Origin of the sequence: Sphingobacterium paludis (genome assembly GCF_004364125.1) — a bacterium.
GTDB classification, from domain to species: domain Bacteria; phylum Bacteroidota; class Bacteroidia; order Sphingobacteriales; family Sphingobacteriaceae; genus Sphingobacterium; species Sphingobacterium paludis.
Window position 1 is genome coordinate 69,508 of record NZ_SNZV01000007.1, and the last position, 17,734, is coordinate 87,241.

Genomic DNA, 17,734 nt, shown 5'->3' on the forward strand with positions numbered 1-17,734 from the left:
TGGTAAAGAACAGTACAAAGATATATACTATATTGCATATATCAAAACATATACGTGGAAATATATAATTAAATTGGGATGTTTAACGAAAGTAATACCGTAGAAGCCTTTGTTCTTAATCAGTTATCTGGCGCTAAAGCTGGTTCAGTCGGTGTGCTGCAAGATCCAGTTATTTCTTATGGTTCAGGTTGGCAGTATATTGCGCCAGATGAGCTGAAACGTGGTGTCAGCGAAGTTTTGCTGGAAGATCGATTAATTGATGCACTTAAAAGACTGAACCCTTCGATTGACGAAAATCCGGAATTGGCGGATGAAGTGATTTATAAACTGCGGGCGATATTACTTTCGGTGGGACAAATTGGTTTGGTCCGCGCCAATCAAGCCTTTCAAAAATGGATGTGCGGCGATGAGTCGATGCCTTTTGGCAAAAACAACCAACATATCCCTATTAACCTGATTGATTTCGAAAACATCGGAAACAATGATTTTGTCGTTACCAATCAATTACGTGTTTATGCCCGGGAAACCAAAATACCCGATATCGTTTTGTTTGTAAATGGTATTCCAGTGGTTGTAGGTGAACTTAAAACACCTATTCGACCATCGATATCTTGGCTAGACGGTGCTCATGAGATTGTGGAAGTTTATGAAAACTCGATTCCACAATTGTTTGTGCCTAATATTCTCAATTTTGCTACCGAGGGAAAATCCTTTGGATACGGTGGAATACGTACTCCATTGCAATTTTGGGGACCTTGGCGTATGGATCTGGAAGAAGATCGCGTAAGTAAATTTCTGGGGATTGGTGATGTAGCCCTTGAAATGAATAATCTTCTGAAGCCAGCGCGGTTATTAGATATACTACAGAATTTTAGCCTGTTCAGCACCAACAAAAGAAAACAGCTGATTAAAATTTTACCACGTTTCCAGCAATACGAAGGTGCTAATAAGATTGTTGAGCGCGTATTGGACGGAAAGGTTAAGAAAGGATTGATTTGGCATTTTCAGGGATCCGGAAAATCCTTTTTGATGGTTTATGCGGCACAGAAGTTAAGAAATACGGCGGAATTGAAAAGTCCGACCGTACTTATTTTAGTGGATCGTACAGACTTGGATACACAAATATCGGGTACATTCAATGCCGCAGATATTGCCAATGTCGTGACAACGGAAAGTATAAGTGATTTGCAACGTTTATTGGAACGCGATACCCGTAAGATTATCGTCTCCATGATATATAAATTCCGGGATGCCAAACCCAATATGAATACACGCGAAAACATTATAGTACTGGTTGATGAAGCCCATCGTACGCAGGAGGGTGATTTAGGCCGACAGATGCGTGCCGCTTTACCAAATGCATTCTTATTTGGGCTTACGGGGACGCCGGTCAATCGAGCGGACAAAAATACCTTTTGGGCTTTTGGATCAGAAACGGATAATGGCGGTTATTTATCACGATATACCTTCCAAGACTCTATTCGGGACGGCGCTACATTACCGTTACACTTTGAACCTCGGCTGGTTGACGTACACTTGAATAAGGAATTATTGGATGAGGCTTTTGAAGCACTCAAATCAGCAGCGGACTTGACAGACGAAGATGCTGATTTACTCAATAAAAAGTCTGCACGTATGGCAGCCTTTCTAAAGGCACCTGAACGTGTAGGCAAAATTGTGGAGGATATAGCTAAACATTTCCGGGAAAAAGTAGAACCTCATGGTTTCAAAGCGATGATCGTAACACCGGATCGATATGCTTGCGTGCAATATAAGGAAGAATTGGACAAGTATTTTCCGGAGGAAGCCAGCAAGGTTGTTATTTCGACCACTGCAAACGATCCGAAGGAGTTTAAAGATAAATGGGCGGTGGATAAATCGCAGCAAGAGAAAGTTGTCGAGGAGTTTAACAAGCCTGAGTCGCCCTTAAAATTCATCATCGTCACAGCAAAGCTTTTGACTGGATTTGATGCGCCTATATTACAGACACTTTATTTGGATAAATCAATCAAGGATGTCACGTTATTGCAAGCCATCTGTCGAACAAACAGGCTATATCCGAATAAGCATTTTGGCAGAATCGTGGATTACTTCGGAATTTTTGATGATGCTGCAAAGGCTCTGCAATTTGATGATAAAACGATGCAATCCATCGTGACGAATCTGAATGAGCTTAAAGACAAATTACCCGGTCTGATGCACAACGCGCTTACTCATTTTGAAGGTATAGACCGCTCTCTGGAGGGGTTTGAAGGTTTGGAAGCGGCTCAAAATGCTATTCGAACGGATGAATTAAAAGATGCTTTTGCGAACGATTTCAAATTGTTGATGAACGTCTGGGAATCGCTTTCACCTGATCGAGTGTTGGATCCCTATCAAGCAGATTATCGTTGGTTGTCGCAGGTATATGCTTCTGTAAAACCAGCCTCGGATCATACCGGTAAATTGCTATGGTTGACTTTAGGTGCTGAGACGACAAGATTGATACACGAAAACTTCACCGTCGGAGAGGTACATGATCTGGAAGAATTTGTGTTGGACGCTGACGTAATTGATAACATCTTCAACAATCCCGATCCAAAGGATGCGAAGAAAATTGAAGAGATTCTTGTCAATCGATTTAAAAAGCATGGTGGAGACCCCAAGTTCCGGAAATTGAGTGAACGTCTGGAAGATTTACGAGCAAAAGCCGAGCAAGGTTTAATTACCTCCATCGAGTTTGTTAAAGAACTGTGTAAACTAGCAAAAGATACGCTTCAAGCTGAAAAGGATCATGAAGCGGAGTTGCTGGAGAAGACACCACAAGCTGCATTGACAGAATTGTTTATCGAGCTTAAAACTGATCAAACTCCCGCTGTAGTGGAGCGTATTGTTAAAGATATTGATGATATCGTTCGTGTCGTTCGATTTCCGGGCTGGCAGACAACAGCCGCTGGCGAAAGAGAAATACAGAAATCGTTACGTAAAGCATTGCTGAAATACCAGCTTCATAAGAATGAAATGCTGTTTCAGAGAGCGTATGAGTATATCAAGGAGTATTATTAATATGATTTGTTAACTAAGTGTTTATTAATTGCTTGTCCAATGATTTGTTTTTTCTTTTTTAACTGACGAGAGAATGAATTTGAACCAAATTGTCTTTTACAACGCTTAATATAGGAAAGATAATTGGATTGTTGTTTAATTGGGATATCACGCGAGGCAAACATAAAATCGCCTCGATCATCAATAATCAACGAGTATCCTCTGCGGAAAACTTGTTTGTTTTCCAGTTTATTAGCATACTTAATCGGGGCATTATAAAGCTTTTTTACCTGGTTAAGATACACGGCGCGCGGTATGGTTGGGTTATGAGATGATAGCCGTGCGGCTCTTCTCGCACGCCGTTTTATAATTTCGATTACTCTGCGGTAGTATTTTGCAATATTCGTAGACTTGATCAGCGTATTGTAACCTCGAAATTCAAATCCCAAATAGGTGAGAGGACTATCTATTATGCATCTGTCACCCTCTATAATTTTAATCGCAGTTATCCGTTTGTCGCCATTTTTATTGTACACCATTTTCCTAAAGATAAATCGTTCGGTTTTCTCTGTACTGATCTTGACATGAAACCGCTTTATTAGTTCATTAACATAGTCGTCAATACTTGTGATTTGATCAGGCTTGCATAATATCAATATATCGTCCGAGTATCTTCGGTAATGTACTCCCAACTTACTTGAAAGTTCATTGATGATCGTTCTATCAAAATCGATTAAATAAAGGTTGGCCAAGACGGCACTGATGGGAAGCCCTTGGGGTATACCGATTCGCTCTTTTTTGCCGTTCTCGTCTTTGTCACTGAAGAAAGGATTTTTGTATACTGGGAGTCGCCCTTCTTTAATTGCTTTCCGGAAATCACTATTCGATTCAAAAAAGCATTTGAAACCTTTTGTCTTTCTAATTCTTGCCAATCTGGATTCATCGAAATGACGTTTACCTTTTTTCTTCAGGTCATTGTACAGCACGTAGCTAAAATTGGTACAGGATCTGAATACGTTAAGGTGATCTTTCGGTAACTCATCTTCGCCCAATATAGAAGCCCATACTTTATAGAGACTGGGATGATGCAAAGAGGAAAAGAAGTTTTTTAAATCTATGGCTAATACTGCTACTTCGCCATCTGCATCTACTCTTCTGTTGACCTCCTCGAATACTTCATGAGCGAAGTGAATATTGCTTTTTCCTTTTTTGTTTTCATCACTTATTGGAACCGTACGGTAGGCCAAGACCGCTTTATCTAGTTCGGGATCTTTTTTTAATTTAGCTTCATACTTTTTGCCTAGTGAGTGCGCATAATATGCATAGATCAAGGCATCAAAGTGGCTTGCGTAATGTAATGGCCTTTTTTTGACAGTTTTGACAGTTCCTGATCCATCGAGTTTCTTGTGACTATGTGCTCTGTACTTTACTGTCTTAATATGATGTTTTTCAGGATTTGGCTTCTTATACTTTCTATCGGAAAGAATGCGGTGTATCAACGGAAAGAAAGCGTAGGTTTCAATATATTGTGGAGAGGTTATCTTCCGATAATAGTCTTCCCAATTACGTTCCATACTAAGTGATGCTGTAATATGCATATAGCCTTTGCTCTGTAGCCAGTCTGGTTTTCTTTTCATAATTTTAATAAGCTTAGCAATGGGCTCTCAATAATGTATTAATGTTTACATAACCACCTTGTCGGTGCGGACCAGGACCCAATAACTGAGTCATTGTAATTGCGATAAATGTGAAAACAAATTCGTATATTGCATGATAACTGTATTAACAGCCACCCTGTCAATGATCGTTGGCTTCGAGCCTCTGATTGAAACATTGTTCTCTTATATGGTGAACATCTGGGAAATCTTACGAGAAGATGACAAAGATATTTGTAAACCATAACCTACTTTGATCTAAAGTAGTAAAGCCATCTTTGGCTCTATGATCCTACCTAATTGTAAACTACTGTTTATCCCATTACTAAGCAACTCAAATCTACTATTATTTATTCATATCCAATGATATATTGCTTATAATTGTATTTGAAATTATAAACCAAAATATGGAAAAAATTACTCGGATCGCAGATGTGCAGGTCGATCCTCAATTGAACGAAACACAATTAGACCTAAATGATTCAATTAATGTGGGTGATCTTGTTTCTACACATGCACATCCGTTTGTAGAAACAAACACTGATGTTAGCGTCACAGTGTATGCACATTTTCTACCACCTATTATGATAGTCGCTGAAAAACATTATAGTCATGTTAAATATGACGCTTCTACAGGTGATAAGGAAAATAATACAACATATAGGTGTTTTTATTATTCAACTCTTTCTGGTGGCTATGAATCTAATTGGTTTAAGCTTAAGGAAATCAAACGAATAGCGATAGAAAAGCAACATTCTTCATTCTTTAATGAAAACAAATCCCTACAAGGGCTCAAAAAACAGCTTTTAGAAAAGAAGGCTATTTTATCAAGCGTCGATCTGGAATTAAACAAAAAGAAATTATGGTCGGATGATAGTAATCCCTCTAAACTAAAAGCAAATAATTTATTGGATTATTTACCACCGTTATGCAGCATTATTGACGTCAAAGAGAATACAGATCATAGCAAGTTTAATGAAAAAACGGGTGCCATAATTCAGAAAAAATCCAGATTCTTAATAAAGTTAAGATGGCTGAACAATACAACCCAGAAATACAGTGAGGAGTATCTTCCACTAGAAACTTTGAGGTTTATCGATGAAGAGCTAACGCTCAGGGATTTTAATGCTAAATCCCATTATATACTTCCTTATCGCTTAAAGTTAGAAAATGATCCCGCTACAGTTGTTGGCAATCAACCTATCATGTTAAAACAAATAGTTTGGAAGCACTATTTCTATGTGTATAAATTTATCAATTTATTTAACAATCAAGTATTTGAATTGGATGTCAAACAAACTCCTTCAATTATTGATCTTTCGCATATATTGAATGTGGAGGAGTTTCAAAAGGATTCATTTAATCTCTTTGATATTGAAAATTTGGACCAACTAAAAGGAGAGTGGTTTGAGATTCAATATACTGATCGGAATGAAAAATACACAAAACGAATAATTCGGTTGAATAATATATATGAAGAATTAGAAGAAGAAGGTAGGAAAAAGAGATTTATAGAAGCGAATTGCCTGTTACGAGACGGAAGAATACGAAACTTTAAAGTATCTAGAATTAGGGGATATCGAAAACTATCTGAGGATTTTTCTAAAACTTTTATTTCGTAGTGTTCGTTATCTGTATTTTTTAAAATTTAATCACCTGAAAATCAATATATAGTACTTTTTGTATTGGGAACTAGTTGCGTACAATTGGAAAACTCGCTATTGATTGTTAGGCCTTAGTGTTAACGTAATTCATCATCCAAATTTCGCTTGACATCCATCAACATAAATACTATTCCCTTTGTCACAAATACTCACTAAATTTGTGACAGTAAAAAAAGTATAAATAGTTGAAAACATCTAAGAGTCAGATAGAAATAAGGATTATAAAAGCTCGATCGGGAGAATTATTCTTCGCTGATGATTTTGTAAAATATGCCTCTTCTGATAATGTTAGAAAAATACTTTCTCGTTTAGAGCAAGATGGTCTTATTGAAAGACTGGCACATGGTATCTATTTCAAATCAAAAAAAGATTCTTTGCTCGGCACCATATATCCTAATATCGGAAAGATTGATATCTTACAAACAAAAAGAGTTGCATTGCTGCAACCCTTACGCTATCCATCTAGCCAATACTTAAATAAAGATACCGCCGGAAACTTCGATCCGTTGCGCATTGATCCATTTGGATTCGTCGCTGCACAAGAAAGCAATTACGCTACCAATATCATCTGGCAACCCCACCCTTCCTAATGCCGTTAGCGAGGCTATTTGCTTGTTTATTTCGGCATTGTCTCGTGTGGCACCGCCCCCGAAATCCGTTGCTATAGCACCTGGAGCTACGGTGTTAACGCGAATTTTGCGGTGGCCCAATTCCAAAGCCTGATACCGTGTTAAACTTTCAATTCCTGCTTTCATAATCGCGTACGCTGCGAAATTCGGGAAACTAAACCGGGCTAATCCTGAAGAGATGTTGACAATGCTGCTACCATCATGCAGCAGAGGAAGCAATTTTTGTGTTAGGAAGAAAGCCGCTTTGAGGTGTATGTTGACCATTTGGTCGAATTGTTCTTCCGTGGTCGTTTCAAAAGCTGCGTGAATACCCGTTCCGGCATTATTCACCAGAGCATGCAGGTGAAGGGTGTCAAATTCTGACGTTAATTTGTCTTGAACGCTGTGTACGAATTCGTCATACGTGTTGCTTTTTGCCACATCTAACGGCAAGGCAATTGCTTTTTGTCCGATGGATTTGATCGCAGCGACAACCTCCTCTGCGCCAACTTTGCCGCTTTGATACGTCACGATGACATCAAAACCTTTTTTTGCTAATGCTATAGCCATGTCTTTACCCAATCCGCGGCTGCTGCCGGTTACGAGTGCTACTTTGTTATTGCTCATTTTATTTTCCTTTGAAGTTGAATTACAAAGTTCATATAGAATTAGCGTAACAGTTTGCAAATAGCAATCCGTTATTTACTAAAATCAATCAATTTCTAAATTTGACGGGCGAAAGCGTGGTGTGTTTTTTAAAAAAGTTGGAAAAATGAGCCACTTCATCAAATCCCAAGGCGTAGGTGATTTCAGAAATATTCCACTGCGTTTGTTTTAATAAGATTTTGGCCTCTTCCGCAATTCTGGCATGGATTATTTCAGTCGTACTTTTGTTGGCGATTTCTTTAAGCACCTTATTCAGGTGATTGGTATGTATGCCGAGTGCATTGGCAAAATCAGTCGGTTTCTTCAGCTGTATCGATTGCCTGTCACTATCTATCGGAAACTGACGTTCCAAAAGTTCGATAAACAGCGTTGATATTCTACTGGCTGCATTCGTCGTCGCATTCGTATCTTTAATTGGCTTTAGTTTTTGCCCAGTATGAATAAGTTCCAGTACGTAGGTGCGCAACAGATCGTATTTATACACGTAATCCGAAGAAAGCTCGGCGTCCATTTTCTTGAAGACAGCTTCAATTTCAATAAATTGACTATCATTCAATTCATAAACAAAATCGCTTCCGGGTTGGTATATCGGCAATTCCTCAATGTTTAGGCCCGTTTTGGATTTGGACAAAAATTCTTTGGTGAATACACAAAACATACCCGATTGGTTGGTGTCTTGTGGTGTGTATCGGTAAGGTATTTTTGGCGAAGCAAATAAAATCCCTTGTGTCTCGATGCATGCAGTTTTGTCTGCGTACTCTACAAAATTTCGACCTTTAATTAAGCTGATCTTATAGTATAAGCGTCGATCATAATTCATTTCACATTTAGGCTTGCTGTCGAAATAAAACTTCGCAATATCAAAAAGATTGATGTGTCCAAAATCGGTATTGGTTTTATTGTCGAAGAAATAATCCAGCTGGCAACTCGTATCGCCAATGATCTGCTTATAAAAATCTTTGATCTCTATTGCGTTCATATCTTGCAAAATTCAAATAAAACAAAGATGCAAAGTTAATTTCATTTGATCAACTAGGGGTGAATTGGATTTCAGCTGTTGAGAAGTGTCTATACCTAATTTTAGCAGATTTTAACAGAAAATGTTTGAGCACGCAACGATCTCAAAAAGATGGCAGGATATTTTTTGTAGATTCGTTTGGATAATCAACATACCTATGGAAATTGCAGCAAAAATAGTTATCGTGATCGTGGCACTTGAACACCTATACATTTTATGGATGGAGATGTTTGCTTGGGAAACCCAAGGCAAGAAGACATTTAAGTCCTTGCCAAGTCATTTGTTTCGAGAAACGAAAGGATTAGCAGCCAATCAGGGGCTTTATAATGGCTTCTTAGCCGCAGGCCTTATCTGGTCTTTAATCATAAAGGATCCAACATGGCAGCACCATATAGCCTTATTTTTCTTGGGGTGTATTATCGTCGCTGCCCTATTTGGCGCGATTACTGCCGAACGAAGTATCTTTTTTAAACAAGGCGTTCCCGCGCTGATAGGATTTATCCTCGTCCTGTTTACATCATGAGCGTTATGCACCGCATAAACATTCAGATTCCCTCAAGACCTTCAACAAAATACGAAGCTATTTGAACCATCATCGCTGTTGCTCGTTCATCATGAACAAACAACATAAAATGAAAAAACTAGTTTACGTATTAGCAATAAGCGCAGCAGCTTCGGGTCTGCACGCGTGTAGTAGCGGTAGTGCTACAGCTAATAATCTATCCGACTCCACGGCCATGTCGACCGATTCAATGCATATGCATACAGATTCCATGGCAATGGACTCTATGACCATGCTGTCTAACGCCATGGATACCAGCTTTGTCAACAAGGCTGCGATCGCTGGTATGGCCGAGGTGCAAATGAGCGAATTGGCGCAGCAACAGGCCAGCCATGCAAAAGTAAAGGAATTTGCCAGCATGATGGTGACTGACCACAGTCGTGCCAACACCGAGCTTAAGCAAATAGCAGGCTCCAAAAATTTAATGCTGCCTGCAAAATTGGACAAAGCCCACATGGACAAACTCGAAATGCTTAAAAAGAAAAAGGGAGCAGAATTCGATAAAGCATACGTGATGGCTATGGTAGAAGGCCATGAAAAAACAGTGGCCTTAATGGAACAAGGAAGCATGTCATTAACCGATGCGGACCTAAAGGCATTTGCTACGAAAACAACACCTATTGTTAAGTCTCACTTGGAAGCTATCAAAAAAATAAAGTCTGAAATGAAATAAGTGACGAAAGATGATAGCCCGCGGCTTGCAGTCACGGGCTATCGTATTTTTCAGTGCTAGCAACCCTTTCCCTCCATGGCATCTATTCTTCTTGCATTCCTGTTTATCTTTTTCATGCTTCAGTTAGTCGTAGCTGCGTATAACTATTACCGGAAACCGCTTCTCCCCCATTGCGCAGAAACATCTACAGATAAAATCTCCATCCTCATCCCTGCTCGCAATGAAGCTAAATCCCTGCCGATTTTATTGAAATCATTAACGCAGCAATCGCACCGCAACTTTGAAGTTATTGTGCTTGACGATGAATCCGATGATGGTACGGCAGATATTGCGTCGCAATACGCAGCCAGCTTCGATAGCTTTTCCGTGGTAAAGGGTGAGCCACTTCCCGCCGGATGGACCGGCAAGAATTTCGCGTGCGCGCAATTGGCAAAAAAAGCATCTGGTGACTACCTCTTGTTCCTCGACGCTGATATCGTCACGCGACCGCATCTGCTTTCCAGTTTAGTAAACGTGATGTCTCGCGACGAACTCACCCTATTGAGTGTTGTGCCGCAACAGCGATTAACGACGTTGGGCGAGAAAGCTACCGTGCCGCTCATGAACCATATGTTGCTAACTTTGCTGCCGCTACCTCTTATCTCGGAGCACGAAATGCCTGTTTTCGCAGCAGCTTGCGGGCAGGTGATGTGCTTCCAAGCAGCGGACTATCAGATTTACCAATATCATGAACGTGTTAAAAATGAGGTGGTGGAAGATCTTCGTATTATGCGTAGCGTGAAAGAGCTTTCTCAAAAAGGAAAGACGCTGATGGCCAACAAGCTGGTGCAATGTCGAATGTACAGCGGTTATCGTGACGCCGTGAACGGGTTTGGAAAAAATTTCTTAGGCCCTTTTTATAATAAAATTGCCTTATTTCTAGCCTATATGTTGCCTATGGTGTTCGGCCCGTTATTCGTATGGAATGCATCAGGGCCCGTTGGTTTACTTATTTTATTGACCATAGTGGGCTGCACCCGCGTATTGACCTCTTTACTGGCGAATGAACATGTATGGTACAACCTCTTGCTATTCCCTTGTATCCTATTAAACTTGTTGATAATTGGTAGCAGAGCCATTTATCTTCATGTCAGCGGAAGAGGAAAATGGAAAGGGCGCACCATCGGAAAACCAACCGTACTGCGCTATCCCAGCGATGGAAAATTATCCGCGTAATACCTGCAAGCACGTGCTAGTAATAGACGATTCGCTACAACGACTGAACCAAAAACAAATTATTGCTATACACCGGGTATGATGGTCCCTTGCCGCACGTATTTCTAATGGCATAGCACGTATCATCCTCAAACCGTAATAATAATAAAATGGTTTTGTTGCTTAACATGAACAAAAAAATTAGGTACACCTGAAAATAAAAATGTCTTTGGATTAGGTGCGAATTTGTATCTCAACGGCAACAATTCCAAACTCACCTTGGAGTACATGCGTGAAAAATTTCGAGACACAAAACGGGATGTGTTAACCCTGCAAGCAATGATTTACTTATAAAATAAACACTAGCTACGATGGATAACGGAAACACAAGAAGCATCATCATCCATGCTTTCTTCGCGTTGTCTGGAGCCGCGCAAACGTTTAGCTGAATTTTAGAAAACCAGCTAAACGTTTGTGCGTAAAATAAGTTGTATACGTTGCCAACACATGAGCAACATCCGTCGATAACCGATCAGCTCCCTATTTTGCTACCGCTTCCGTGTATAGTGCAATTGCGCTAATCCTGTATCAAAAGTTTTCATTTGAATAAGTTGGAGAAGCTTTTCGGTATTTCCATCTTGAAACAAACGCGTACCGCTACCGAGTAAAACTGGAACAATCGAAACAATCAGTTCGTCAATTAAGTCGTGACGCAGAAACTCGTTTATAACGTCCGCACCACCATCACAATAAATTCCGCCCCCGTCTTGGGATCGAAGCGTAGCTATTAGATCGGTGAGCTGACCAGCGAAAAAAACGGTTCGACCAATAGCAGGTCTTGCTGTCCTAGTCATCACATAAACCTCCCGCATGCCGTTATCGTAATGAGTAGGTCCAACTTCGTTAAGTACATATTCGTAGGTTTTTCTGCCCACAATAATCGTATCGATCGTATCGGTAAATTCTTTATAGCCATAATCTTCCCCTTCTTTTTCTACAAGCTTCAGAAAATCAAGATTATCGTTAGGTTGTGCGATGTAGCCATCTAAGCTTGTCGCAATAAAAAGAGATATTTTCCGCATAATTTTCATTTTTAAATCTATTACAAAGTTAACGCCTAATCGTATGTTCCCTTCAGAAAAAAAAACAAAACCCATTTCGTCTGCCCATGGTCCGTTAAGCGGGCATCACCCACTCCCCCCCTTAAATCGGCACAACCATCTGGGAAAAACCCATTCCCGATTAGCGTAAGATTGTCGCTACATAGTTTCCGTTAGGAGTTTATACAGGAATTTACCGCTACGGAAGGTTTAATATGGCTATCGCTTAGGGTGGTTTGCGCGGTCGTATTAAATTTAGTAGCGCAAAAAAATATAACAAAATTTGATACGTCGCCCCTTCCTCCATATTGGATGAAGGGGGTTTGGGATGCTGATGGTCCTCCGAAAATAAGTAGACAGATCCAGTATTGTACCTAAGCAAGATTTCGCTAGCATACACAACAATGTTTCGTGTTTCTTCTTCATTTGAATTAAAAATACCTGAACCAAAACCGCATTTATCGCCCCATTCCGCCATTCATTTCGTCTATTCAAAAAAAATGCGTTCAGATGCTCGAAAAGAAAGAAGCAAACTACGTAGCGTGTACGTAATTTTTGAATGCCACTTTATCTCCATTTTTCGCCTCTTGATGTTTGGCAATCTGCGCATTGTTTTTGTGCCCCCTCCATAGCATCAACTAAAACATAGATATTATGACAAGCAAAGATTTAACATCCGCCATTCAGCAAAACGCTCCAATTTTAAAGAGTATTGCCCTGAAATTCACGAAAGATCCTGAAGAAATACAGGAACTCGTACAGGAGACTTTAGCGCTTTCGCTTAAGTTCTATGAAAAATATTTTAACAATCCGCGTCTGGTGGCTTGGCTATACGTTATCATGAAGAATGTTTACATTAACGGCTACCGTCGCCATCAAAAGAGGGTGCGCTACGAGAACTTTCAGGTCAGTGGGTTTAAAGAAGATGGGTGCATGGAGCCGTCCACAGAAAATCTTGCCGATAAGAGCTTCCTGGAAAAAGATGTAAAAACACTGTTGAGCAAATATCCGGGCGAATACTACGCGCTTTTTTTGAGTTACACCGAAGGATATAAATACCGGGAGCTTTCAGAAATTTATTCCCTGCCGGAAGGAACCGTTAAAACCCGAATTCACCATATGCGTAAATACCTGCAAAAGCAGTTAGCCGTTTACAGACAAACCGCCTAAAAGGCTTCGCTTTGGCAATGACTATAGCATAAGATCGGTCTGCATCGCGTGTGAGGGCCAATCTTATGCTATAGCAAGATGACACATACCCAACGTCGCGGCTTTCAAAAGTATGCAAAGAGCTTTTTTTAACCGTATATGCGGCAATGTAAGGCATACAGTTTTGCCGTCAGCTATGCGCGCACGGATTGCATGTACTTGGGCTACCTATACTGCCCAGCAACATATTTTACGCGACAAACAATTTGTCCTTAATCGTGTTTCTCCATTAAATCGGGTACGACCAACTTATATACCTTCCCGGTATCGAGGGCGTCTTACAAAGAAATACGATATGAGAACATATTATTACCCCACTGCTATCGCTTCGTTTATCGCTGCGATGCTTTCCGTCGTCTGCTTTCTATTGCTCAGGTTTAATGCTGTCGCGTGGATCGAAGAGCTATTGATAACATCCATTATGGTATCAGCCTTAGCGGTGCTTACCGGACTTTACAGCGTGACTATTAAAAAAAGTTGGCAAGCGCCGACCGAACTTCTCATCGGTTTGCTCTTTTTTATATTGTATGTTGCACTTCATTACTCCTTAAAACATATGTGTGTCATTTGCTAAAAGCAAGTGTCAAACGCAGCATCTATCAAGTCACGAGATGGGCGCCCATGAATACATGCGTATATCACCATGGGAAACTCGGACTACTGCCCTACGCCAAATTATCAGGTATAAGAGATTTAGTCCATCCCTTAAGCTGTCCGATGCTGTAAGCGACGTGACGCGTCGCTTGTTGTCACCGCTTCCTGCGCGTTACTTCCTTTTTCTTTTCGCTTCGAATAACGACAACAATGCAAATCGCGATAAATACAATTCCGAATACTATAGGTAATATCATAATCTTATCTTTTGCATCGAACGAGGCTGTGTATGGATAGTTCACGCACGCGCTAAAAAAATGGCTTATCTAATACCCAACCACGATGGGTAATCCTAAGGGCAGGGACAGTGGTGGTATGATCAGCAGCTATTTGCGAAAACCTGCGCTAACGGGTTAATTCCAGAACCCGCTATGCTCCATCTGCTGCTATTATAGAAGGATCTCCGTAGATTTTCGAATTTGTATACCGTATCTCTCGCGAAGCCTATTGAACTGATGTTTCGTACTTTCTTCAAAGCCGCCTATCGGCGACATACAGTCTTCCAATAAGGTAATGCGCGAGGTGACGGATCGATCACTTTCATAATGCGCAAGGATCTGTTCTGCTGATGCCAGCACACAGTGGCTTGACGCTTGCCCTGCGATGTAGATGGCGTCATACTCGCGAATGGCATCAAGCACTTCTTGATTGACGAAGCCATCCCTATCATACTCCGCTTGAATAATGCCATACATTTCGCTATAAGGATCTTGCCCCTTGTAAACCAATTTAGGCGTTACACGACGCGCTGCTGCATGGAAGTAGAGCATTTTTGTAAATTCGCTTTCCAGTTTAGCGCCTGCGGTTCCTTCCAGACAGTGGTATGGCCAGATACAAAGTTGCTTTTTACCGGAAGACTCGAGGTTGAATAGGTATTCCAGCGAACGGTCTGTTTCGCCATTGGCCGCCCGCCACATGCCTCTTGCCACAGCCTCATACGTAATGATGGTGAACGGATCTGGATGTTTATTATCTTGATCAAGCCACCAGGCCGGATGAAAGATCTGCATGATAGCGTGGCAGTCGAGGCTACAAATAACCTGCGACAAGGCGTTTAGATTACGATACATCCATTGGGTTAGCCGTTGAACATCAGCCCTCGAGCCTGGAACGGCAAGACTTCCGATCCCCTCCATAAAGTCATTTTGCACGTCGATAGCGAGCAGCAGTGTTCGTCGGGCTTCCTGCGCGGCTGGCAGACTGCCAGCTGCCTGCCCAAGTGCGAGAATCTCGCCCATCTTTTCGTTACTATCAAAACTAGCGATGTGCTGTACATCCACGATATCGTCGTATGTTGCTTTCATATGGGTTATGCCTATAATTTGTGTTTTGCATGCATGACGATCTGCTCTTCTTTTGTCATACCAAGACGCGTCAGATTTAGTTTATGCCGATCGTCTTCTCCAACCTAGTCCGTAAATATAGGTACTGGGGCGAACTTATGCGCCGATAATGCATAGCGTTGTTTTATTTTTGCGTCGATATCCGCATCACCGGAAGAGCCGTTTAGGATAAATGCATCAATCTGAGCATAGCTCATTCCAAGTTCATCTTCATCAGTTTGCCCTTCCCATAGCCCAGCCGATGGCTTTTTATGGATGATGGCATCCGGCACACCCAAAAATTTTGCTAAGGTATAAACCTCCTGTTTTGTTAAGCGACCTAGGGGGTTCAGATCCACGGCGCCATCTCCCCATTTGGTAAAATACCCAACGGTTCCCTCGGCCATATTTCCCGTCCCGATAACGAAACGGCTGCCTAGTTGAGCAAGTTGGTAAAGGTATGTCATGCGCACGCGTGGGCGGATATTGGCTAGGCTTAGCCCCACATTCGCCACATCAGCCTTCGCTAAAAAGCTTTCGTCTGTAATTTTCAGTGCATCGGCTGCTGGTTGGATATCATAGATATGGTATGGGAAATTAAACTTATCAATAAGTTCCAATGCATGCTGATAACTCTGTGAATTGCTCATATCATTACCATAGGGCATCATCACCAAATAAGTATCTACTTGAGCGAGGTGGCAAAGGCAGGCAACGACGCTGCTATCTATACCGCCGCTCATCCCCAATACAACACCTTTACGATTGGCTCCCTGTACTTGCTGGGCAATCCAACCCGCAATTGTCGTTGCATACTGTTCGACATTGTCATCCTTGATGACAAATGACTTCGTCATTCTATTTTCCATCAATACGTTTTAATTCTATTGTTACTCGTTCTCTTATTTCCTCCAATATTGGGGTTCGCATACATCTCCCGTTTACATAGCTCAAATTAGGCAGATCCCCCCTGCAAGCCCTGCCTCTCTCGGCGGACAATCGCTCCACCTTCTTGATGAACGACAAAGCTTCTAAATAGTTGGGTATTCTTTACTTCCTGCAAAAAAGAATCTTTAATTCCAGTTAGCATACCTTCAATTAAACCTACCCTAAAGCGTAACCATTTTCTCCTCTTCACTTCCCTCCTAATTTTGGTATATTTGTTAGCCAGAGCAGATGAAATGTTTTATTGAAAACGAAGTCCTTGAAAATTATAGCCATTTCTGATACACATGGGCAGCATCGTTCATTAACGTTGCCCAAAGGGGACATGATTATCCATGCGGGTGACTTCAGCCAAGCGGGTCGCCCAGCAGAGGTGATCGACTTTTTAGCTTGGTTTTCCCAGCTAAAATTCCGGCATAAAATATTTATTGCTGGTAACCATGACTTTTTCTTTGAGTCTGCCCATCCAGATGTCATTAATGAGATGATCCCAAAAGGCGTTACCTATTTGTATGATTCGGGCGTCGAAATAGCGGGTGTTAAGATTTGGGGATCTCCTGTCACACCGTGGTTTAACAACTGGGCATTTAACCGGAATCGCGGAAATGACATGAAGAAACATTGGGATTTAATACCGGATGATATTGATATCTTGGTTACACACGGCCCACCTCTTGGTATTTTAGATGAAACTGTGTATGGAAAGCGAACGGGATGCGAAGAATTATTATTGCGGATTCAGCAAGTAAAACCAAAATATCATATTTTTGGGCACATCCATGAGGATTACGGTAATTTCACAGAAGGAGGTACTACATTTATTAATGCCAGTGTGGTAGATCATCGCTATGATCTACGGAACCTACCCGTGGAAATAAACGTGAACCGATGATGGGCAACGTGGAATGTAGATGCCATAGCACGTGCACGAAACTACAACAGCGCAAGCGACTTAATGAGGAGCGCATAGGCAATGGCCATTCCAAACGTAGGCAGACGCATGCAACTCATCATTGCTTTCGATCGCCGAATAGGAAACTAAATATAATAACTAACGCAGTATGATCACATCATTTATAAACATAGGCAGTATCGAAGCGACGATTGTAGCAATAGTCGCATGTACACTCTTGATTTATGCCATTTATCTCATTGTGCAGAAAGAAACCGGCTGGTCGTTATTCTTTTGGATGGTATTTGTCCTTTTCGTCCCACTGGCTGGTGCTATGATTTATTTAGCAAAACACTTGCTTTCTGATCGTCGAAGCACAAATTCTACGCTATAGCAATACGCGCAATTGTTAGTCCACCGCTTGAAGGAGATAGCAAAAGAGCGCATTCCAACCTTTCGAAAATCAATAGGATGTCGGTTACCAATAAAGACTCTTGCTAGGCCTTGTAGCTTTGCCAGTTTGTGGGTGTACGATTGAGTCCAAAAAT

General features: G+C 41.1%; 17 protein-coding genes. 10 read left to right on the plus strand and 7 right to left on the minus strand.

The features are described from left to right. Positions 1–78: 78 nt before the first annotated feature. A complete protein-coding gene (locus B0I21_RS14390) occupies positions 79–3,045 on the plus strand; it encodes a type I restriction endonuclease subunit R (protein ID WP_208292359.1) in 2,967 nt (988 codons plus the stop codon). Here B0I21_RS14390 and B0I21_RS14395 read toward each other — a convergent pair. Then, a complete protein-coding gene (locus tag B0I21_RS14395; protein ID WP_133641186.1) occupies positions 3,042–4,661 on the minus strand; it encodes a reverse transcriptase domain-containing protein in 1,620 nt (539 codons plus the stop codon). The genes B0I21_RS14390 and B0I21_RS14395 overlap by 4 nt on opposite strands. A gap of 425 nt (positions 4,662–5,086) precedes the next feature. On the opposite strand from B0I21_RS14395, the gene B0I21_RS14400 reads away from it, so the two are divergent. Further along, a complete protein-coding gene (locus B0I21_RS14400) occupies positions 5,087–6,301 on the plus strand; it encodes a hypothetical protein (protein ID WP_133641187.1) in 1,215 nt (404 codons plus the stop codon). A 227-nt stretch (positions 6,302–6,528) separates the two neighbouring features. Further along, positions 6,529–6,933, plus strand: coding sequence for a DUF6088 family protein (locus B0I21_RS20405; protein ID WP_243836147.1), 405 nt, complete (start codon positions 6,529–6,531; stop codon positions 6,931–6,933). On the opposite strand, the gene B0I21_RS14405 is transcribed toward B0I21_RS20405, so the two are convergent. Next, positions 6,817–7,578 (minus strand): SDR family NAD(P)-dependent oxidoreductase, encoded by a 762-nt coding sequence (locus B0I21_RS14405; RefSeq protein WP_133641188.1) that lies wholly within the window; start codon positions 7,576–7,578, stop codon positions 6,817–6,819. The genes B0I21_RS20405 and B0I21_RS14405 overlap by 117 nt on opposite strands. Positions 7,579–7,666: 88 nt before the next feature. After that, on the minus strand, positions 7,667–8,596 hold the full coding sequence (locus B0I21_RS14410; protein WP_133641189.1) for a helix-turn-helix domain-containing protein: 930 nt from the start codon (positions 8,594–8,596) through the stop codon (positions 7,667–7,669). Between the two features lie 196 nt (positions 8,597–8,792). Here B0I21_RS14410 and B0I21_RS14415 point away from each other — a divergent pair, with 196 nt between their 5' ends. From B0I21_RS14415 to B0I21_RS14425, 3 genes are all read left to right on the plus strand, one after another. After that, on the plus strand, positions 8,793–9,158 hold the full coding sequence (locus tag B0I21_RS14415) for a DUF1304 domain-containing protein (protein ID WP_133641190.1): 366 nt from the start codon (positions 8,793–8,795) through the stop codon (positions 9,156–9,158). A 109-nt stretch (positions 9,159–9,267) separates the two neighbouring features. Beyond that, positions 9,268–9,870, plus strand: a complete 603-nt coding sequence (locus B0I21_RS14420) for a DUF4142 domain-containing protein (RefSeq protein ID WP_166637863.1) — start codon at positions 9,268–9,270, stop codon at positions 9,868–9,870. 75 nt (positions 9,871–9,945) lie between these two features. After that, positions 9,946–11,085 (plus strand): glycosyltransferase, encoded by a 1,140-nt coding sequence (locus tag B0I21_RS14425; protein ID WP_133641192.1) that lies wholly within the window; start codon positions 9,946–9,948, stop codon positions 11,083–11,085. 527 nt (positions 11,086–11,612) lie between these two features. Here B0I21_RS14425 and B0I21_RS14430 read toward each other — a convergent pair. Next, positions 11,613–12,146 (minus strand): dihydrofolate reductase family protein, encoded by a 534-nt coding sequence (locus B0I21_RS14430; protein ID WP_133641193.1) that lies wholly within the window; start codon positions 12,144–12,146, stop codon positions 11,613–11,615. Between the two features lie 672 nt (positions 12,147–12,818). Between B0I21_RS14430 and B0I21_RS14435 the strand changes: the two genes are divergently transcribed. Together B0I21_RS14435 and B0I21_RS14440 are read left to right on the plus strand one after the other, a co-directional pair. Next, positions 12,819–13,334 carry an RNA polymerase sigma factor gene (locus B0I21_RS14435; protein WP_133641194.1) on the plus strand — a complete coding sequence of 172 codons (516 nt, stop codon included), beginning with the start codon at positions 12,819–12,821 and terminating at the stop codon, positions 13,332–13,334. A gap of 334 nt (positions 13,335–13,668) precedes the next feature. Continuing rightward, positions 13,669–13,947, plus strand: coding sequence for a hypothetical protein (locus B0I21_RS14440; protein ID WP_133641195.1), 279 nt, complete (start codon positions 13,669–13,671; stop codon positions 13,945–13,947). 469 nt (positions 13,948–14,416) lie between these two features. On the opposite strand, the gene B0I21_RS14445 is transcribed toward B0I21_RS14440, so the two are convergent. From B0I21_RS14445 to B0I21_RS14455, 3 genes are all read right to left on the minus strand, one after another. Further along, a complete protein-coding gene (locus B0I21_RS14445) occupies positions 14,417–15,331 on the minus strand; it encodes a cysteine hydrolase family protein (protein ID WP_133641196.1) in 915 nt (304 codons plus the stop codon). Between the two features lie 104 nt (positions 15,332–15,435). Next, complete coding sequence (nadE, locus tag B0I21_RS14450; RefSeq protein ID WP_133641197.1) at positions 15,436–16,218, minus strand: NAD(+) synthase; 783 nt, start codon at positions 16,216–16,218, stop codon at positions 15,436–15,438. A gap of 86 nt (positions 16,219–16,304) precedes the next feature. Continuing rightward, the gene (locus tag B0I21_RS14455; protein WP_133641198.1) at positions 16,305–16,487 is read right to left on the minus strand and encodes a hypothetical protein; all 183 of its coding nucleotides are present in this window, start codon (positions 16,485–16,487) and stop codon (positions 16,305–16,307) included. 66 nt (positions 16,488–16,553) lie between these two features. Between B0I21_RS14455 and B0I21_RS14460 the strand changes: the two genes are divergently transcribed. Beyond that, positions 16,554–17,186, plus strand: coding sequence for a metallophosphatase domain-containing protein (locus B0I21_RS14460; protein ID WP_133641199.1), 633 nt, complete (start codon positions 16,554–16,556; stop codon positions 17,184–17,186). Positions 17,187–17,355: 169 nt separating this feature from the next. Then, positions 17,356–17,580 carry a hypothetical protein gene (locus B0I21_RS14465; protein ID WP_133641200.1) on the plus strand — a complete coding sequence of 75 codons (225 nt, stop codon included), beginning with the start codon at positions 17,356–17,358 and terminating at the stop codon, positions 17,578–17,580. The last annotated feature ends 154 nt before the right edge of the window (positions 17,581–17,734 follow it).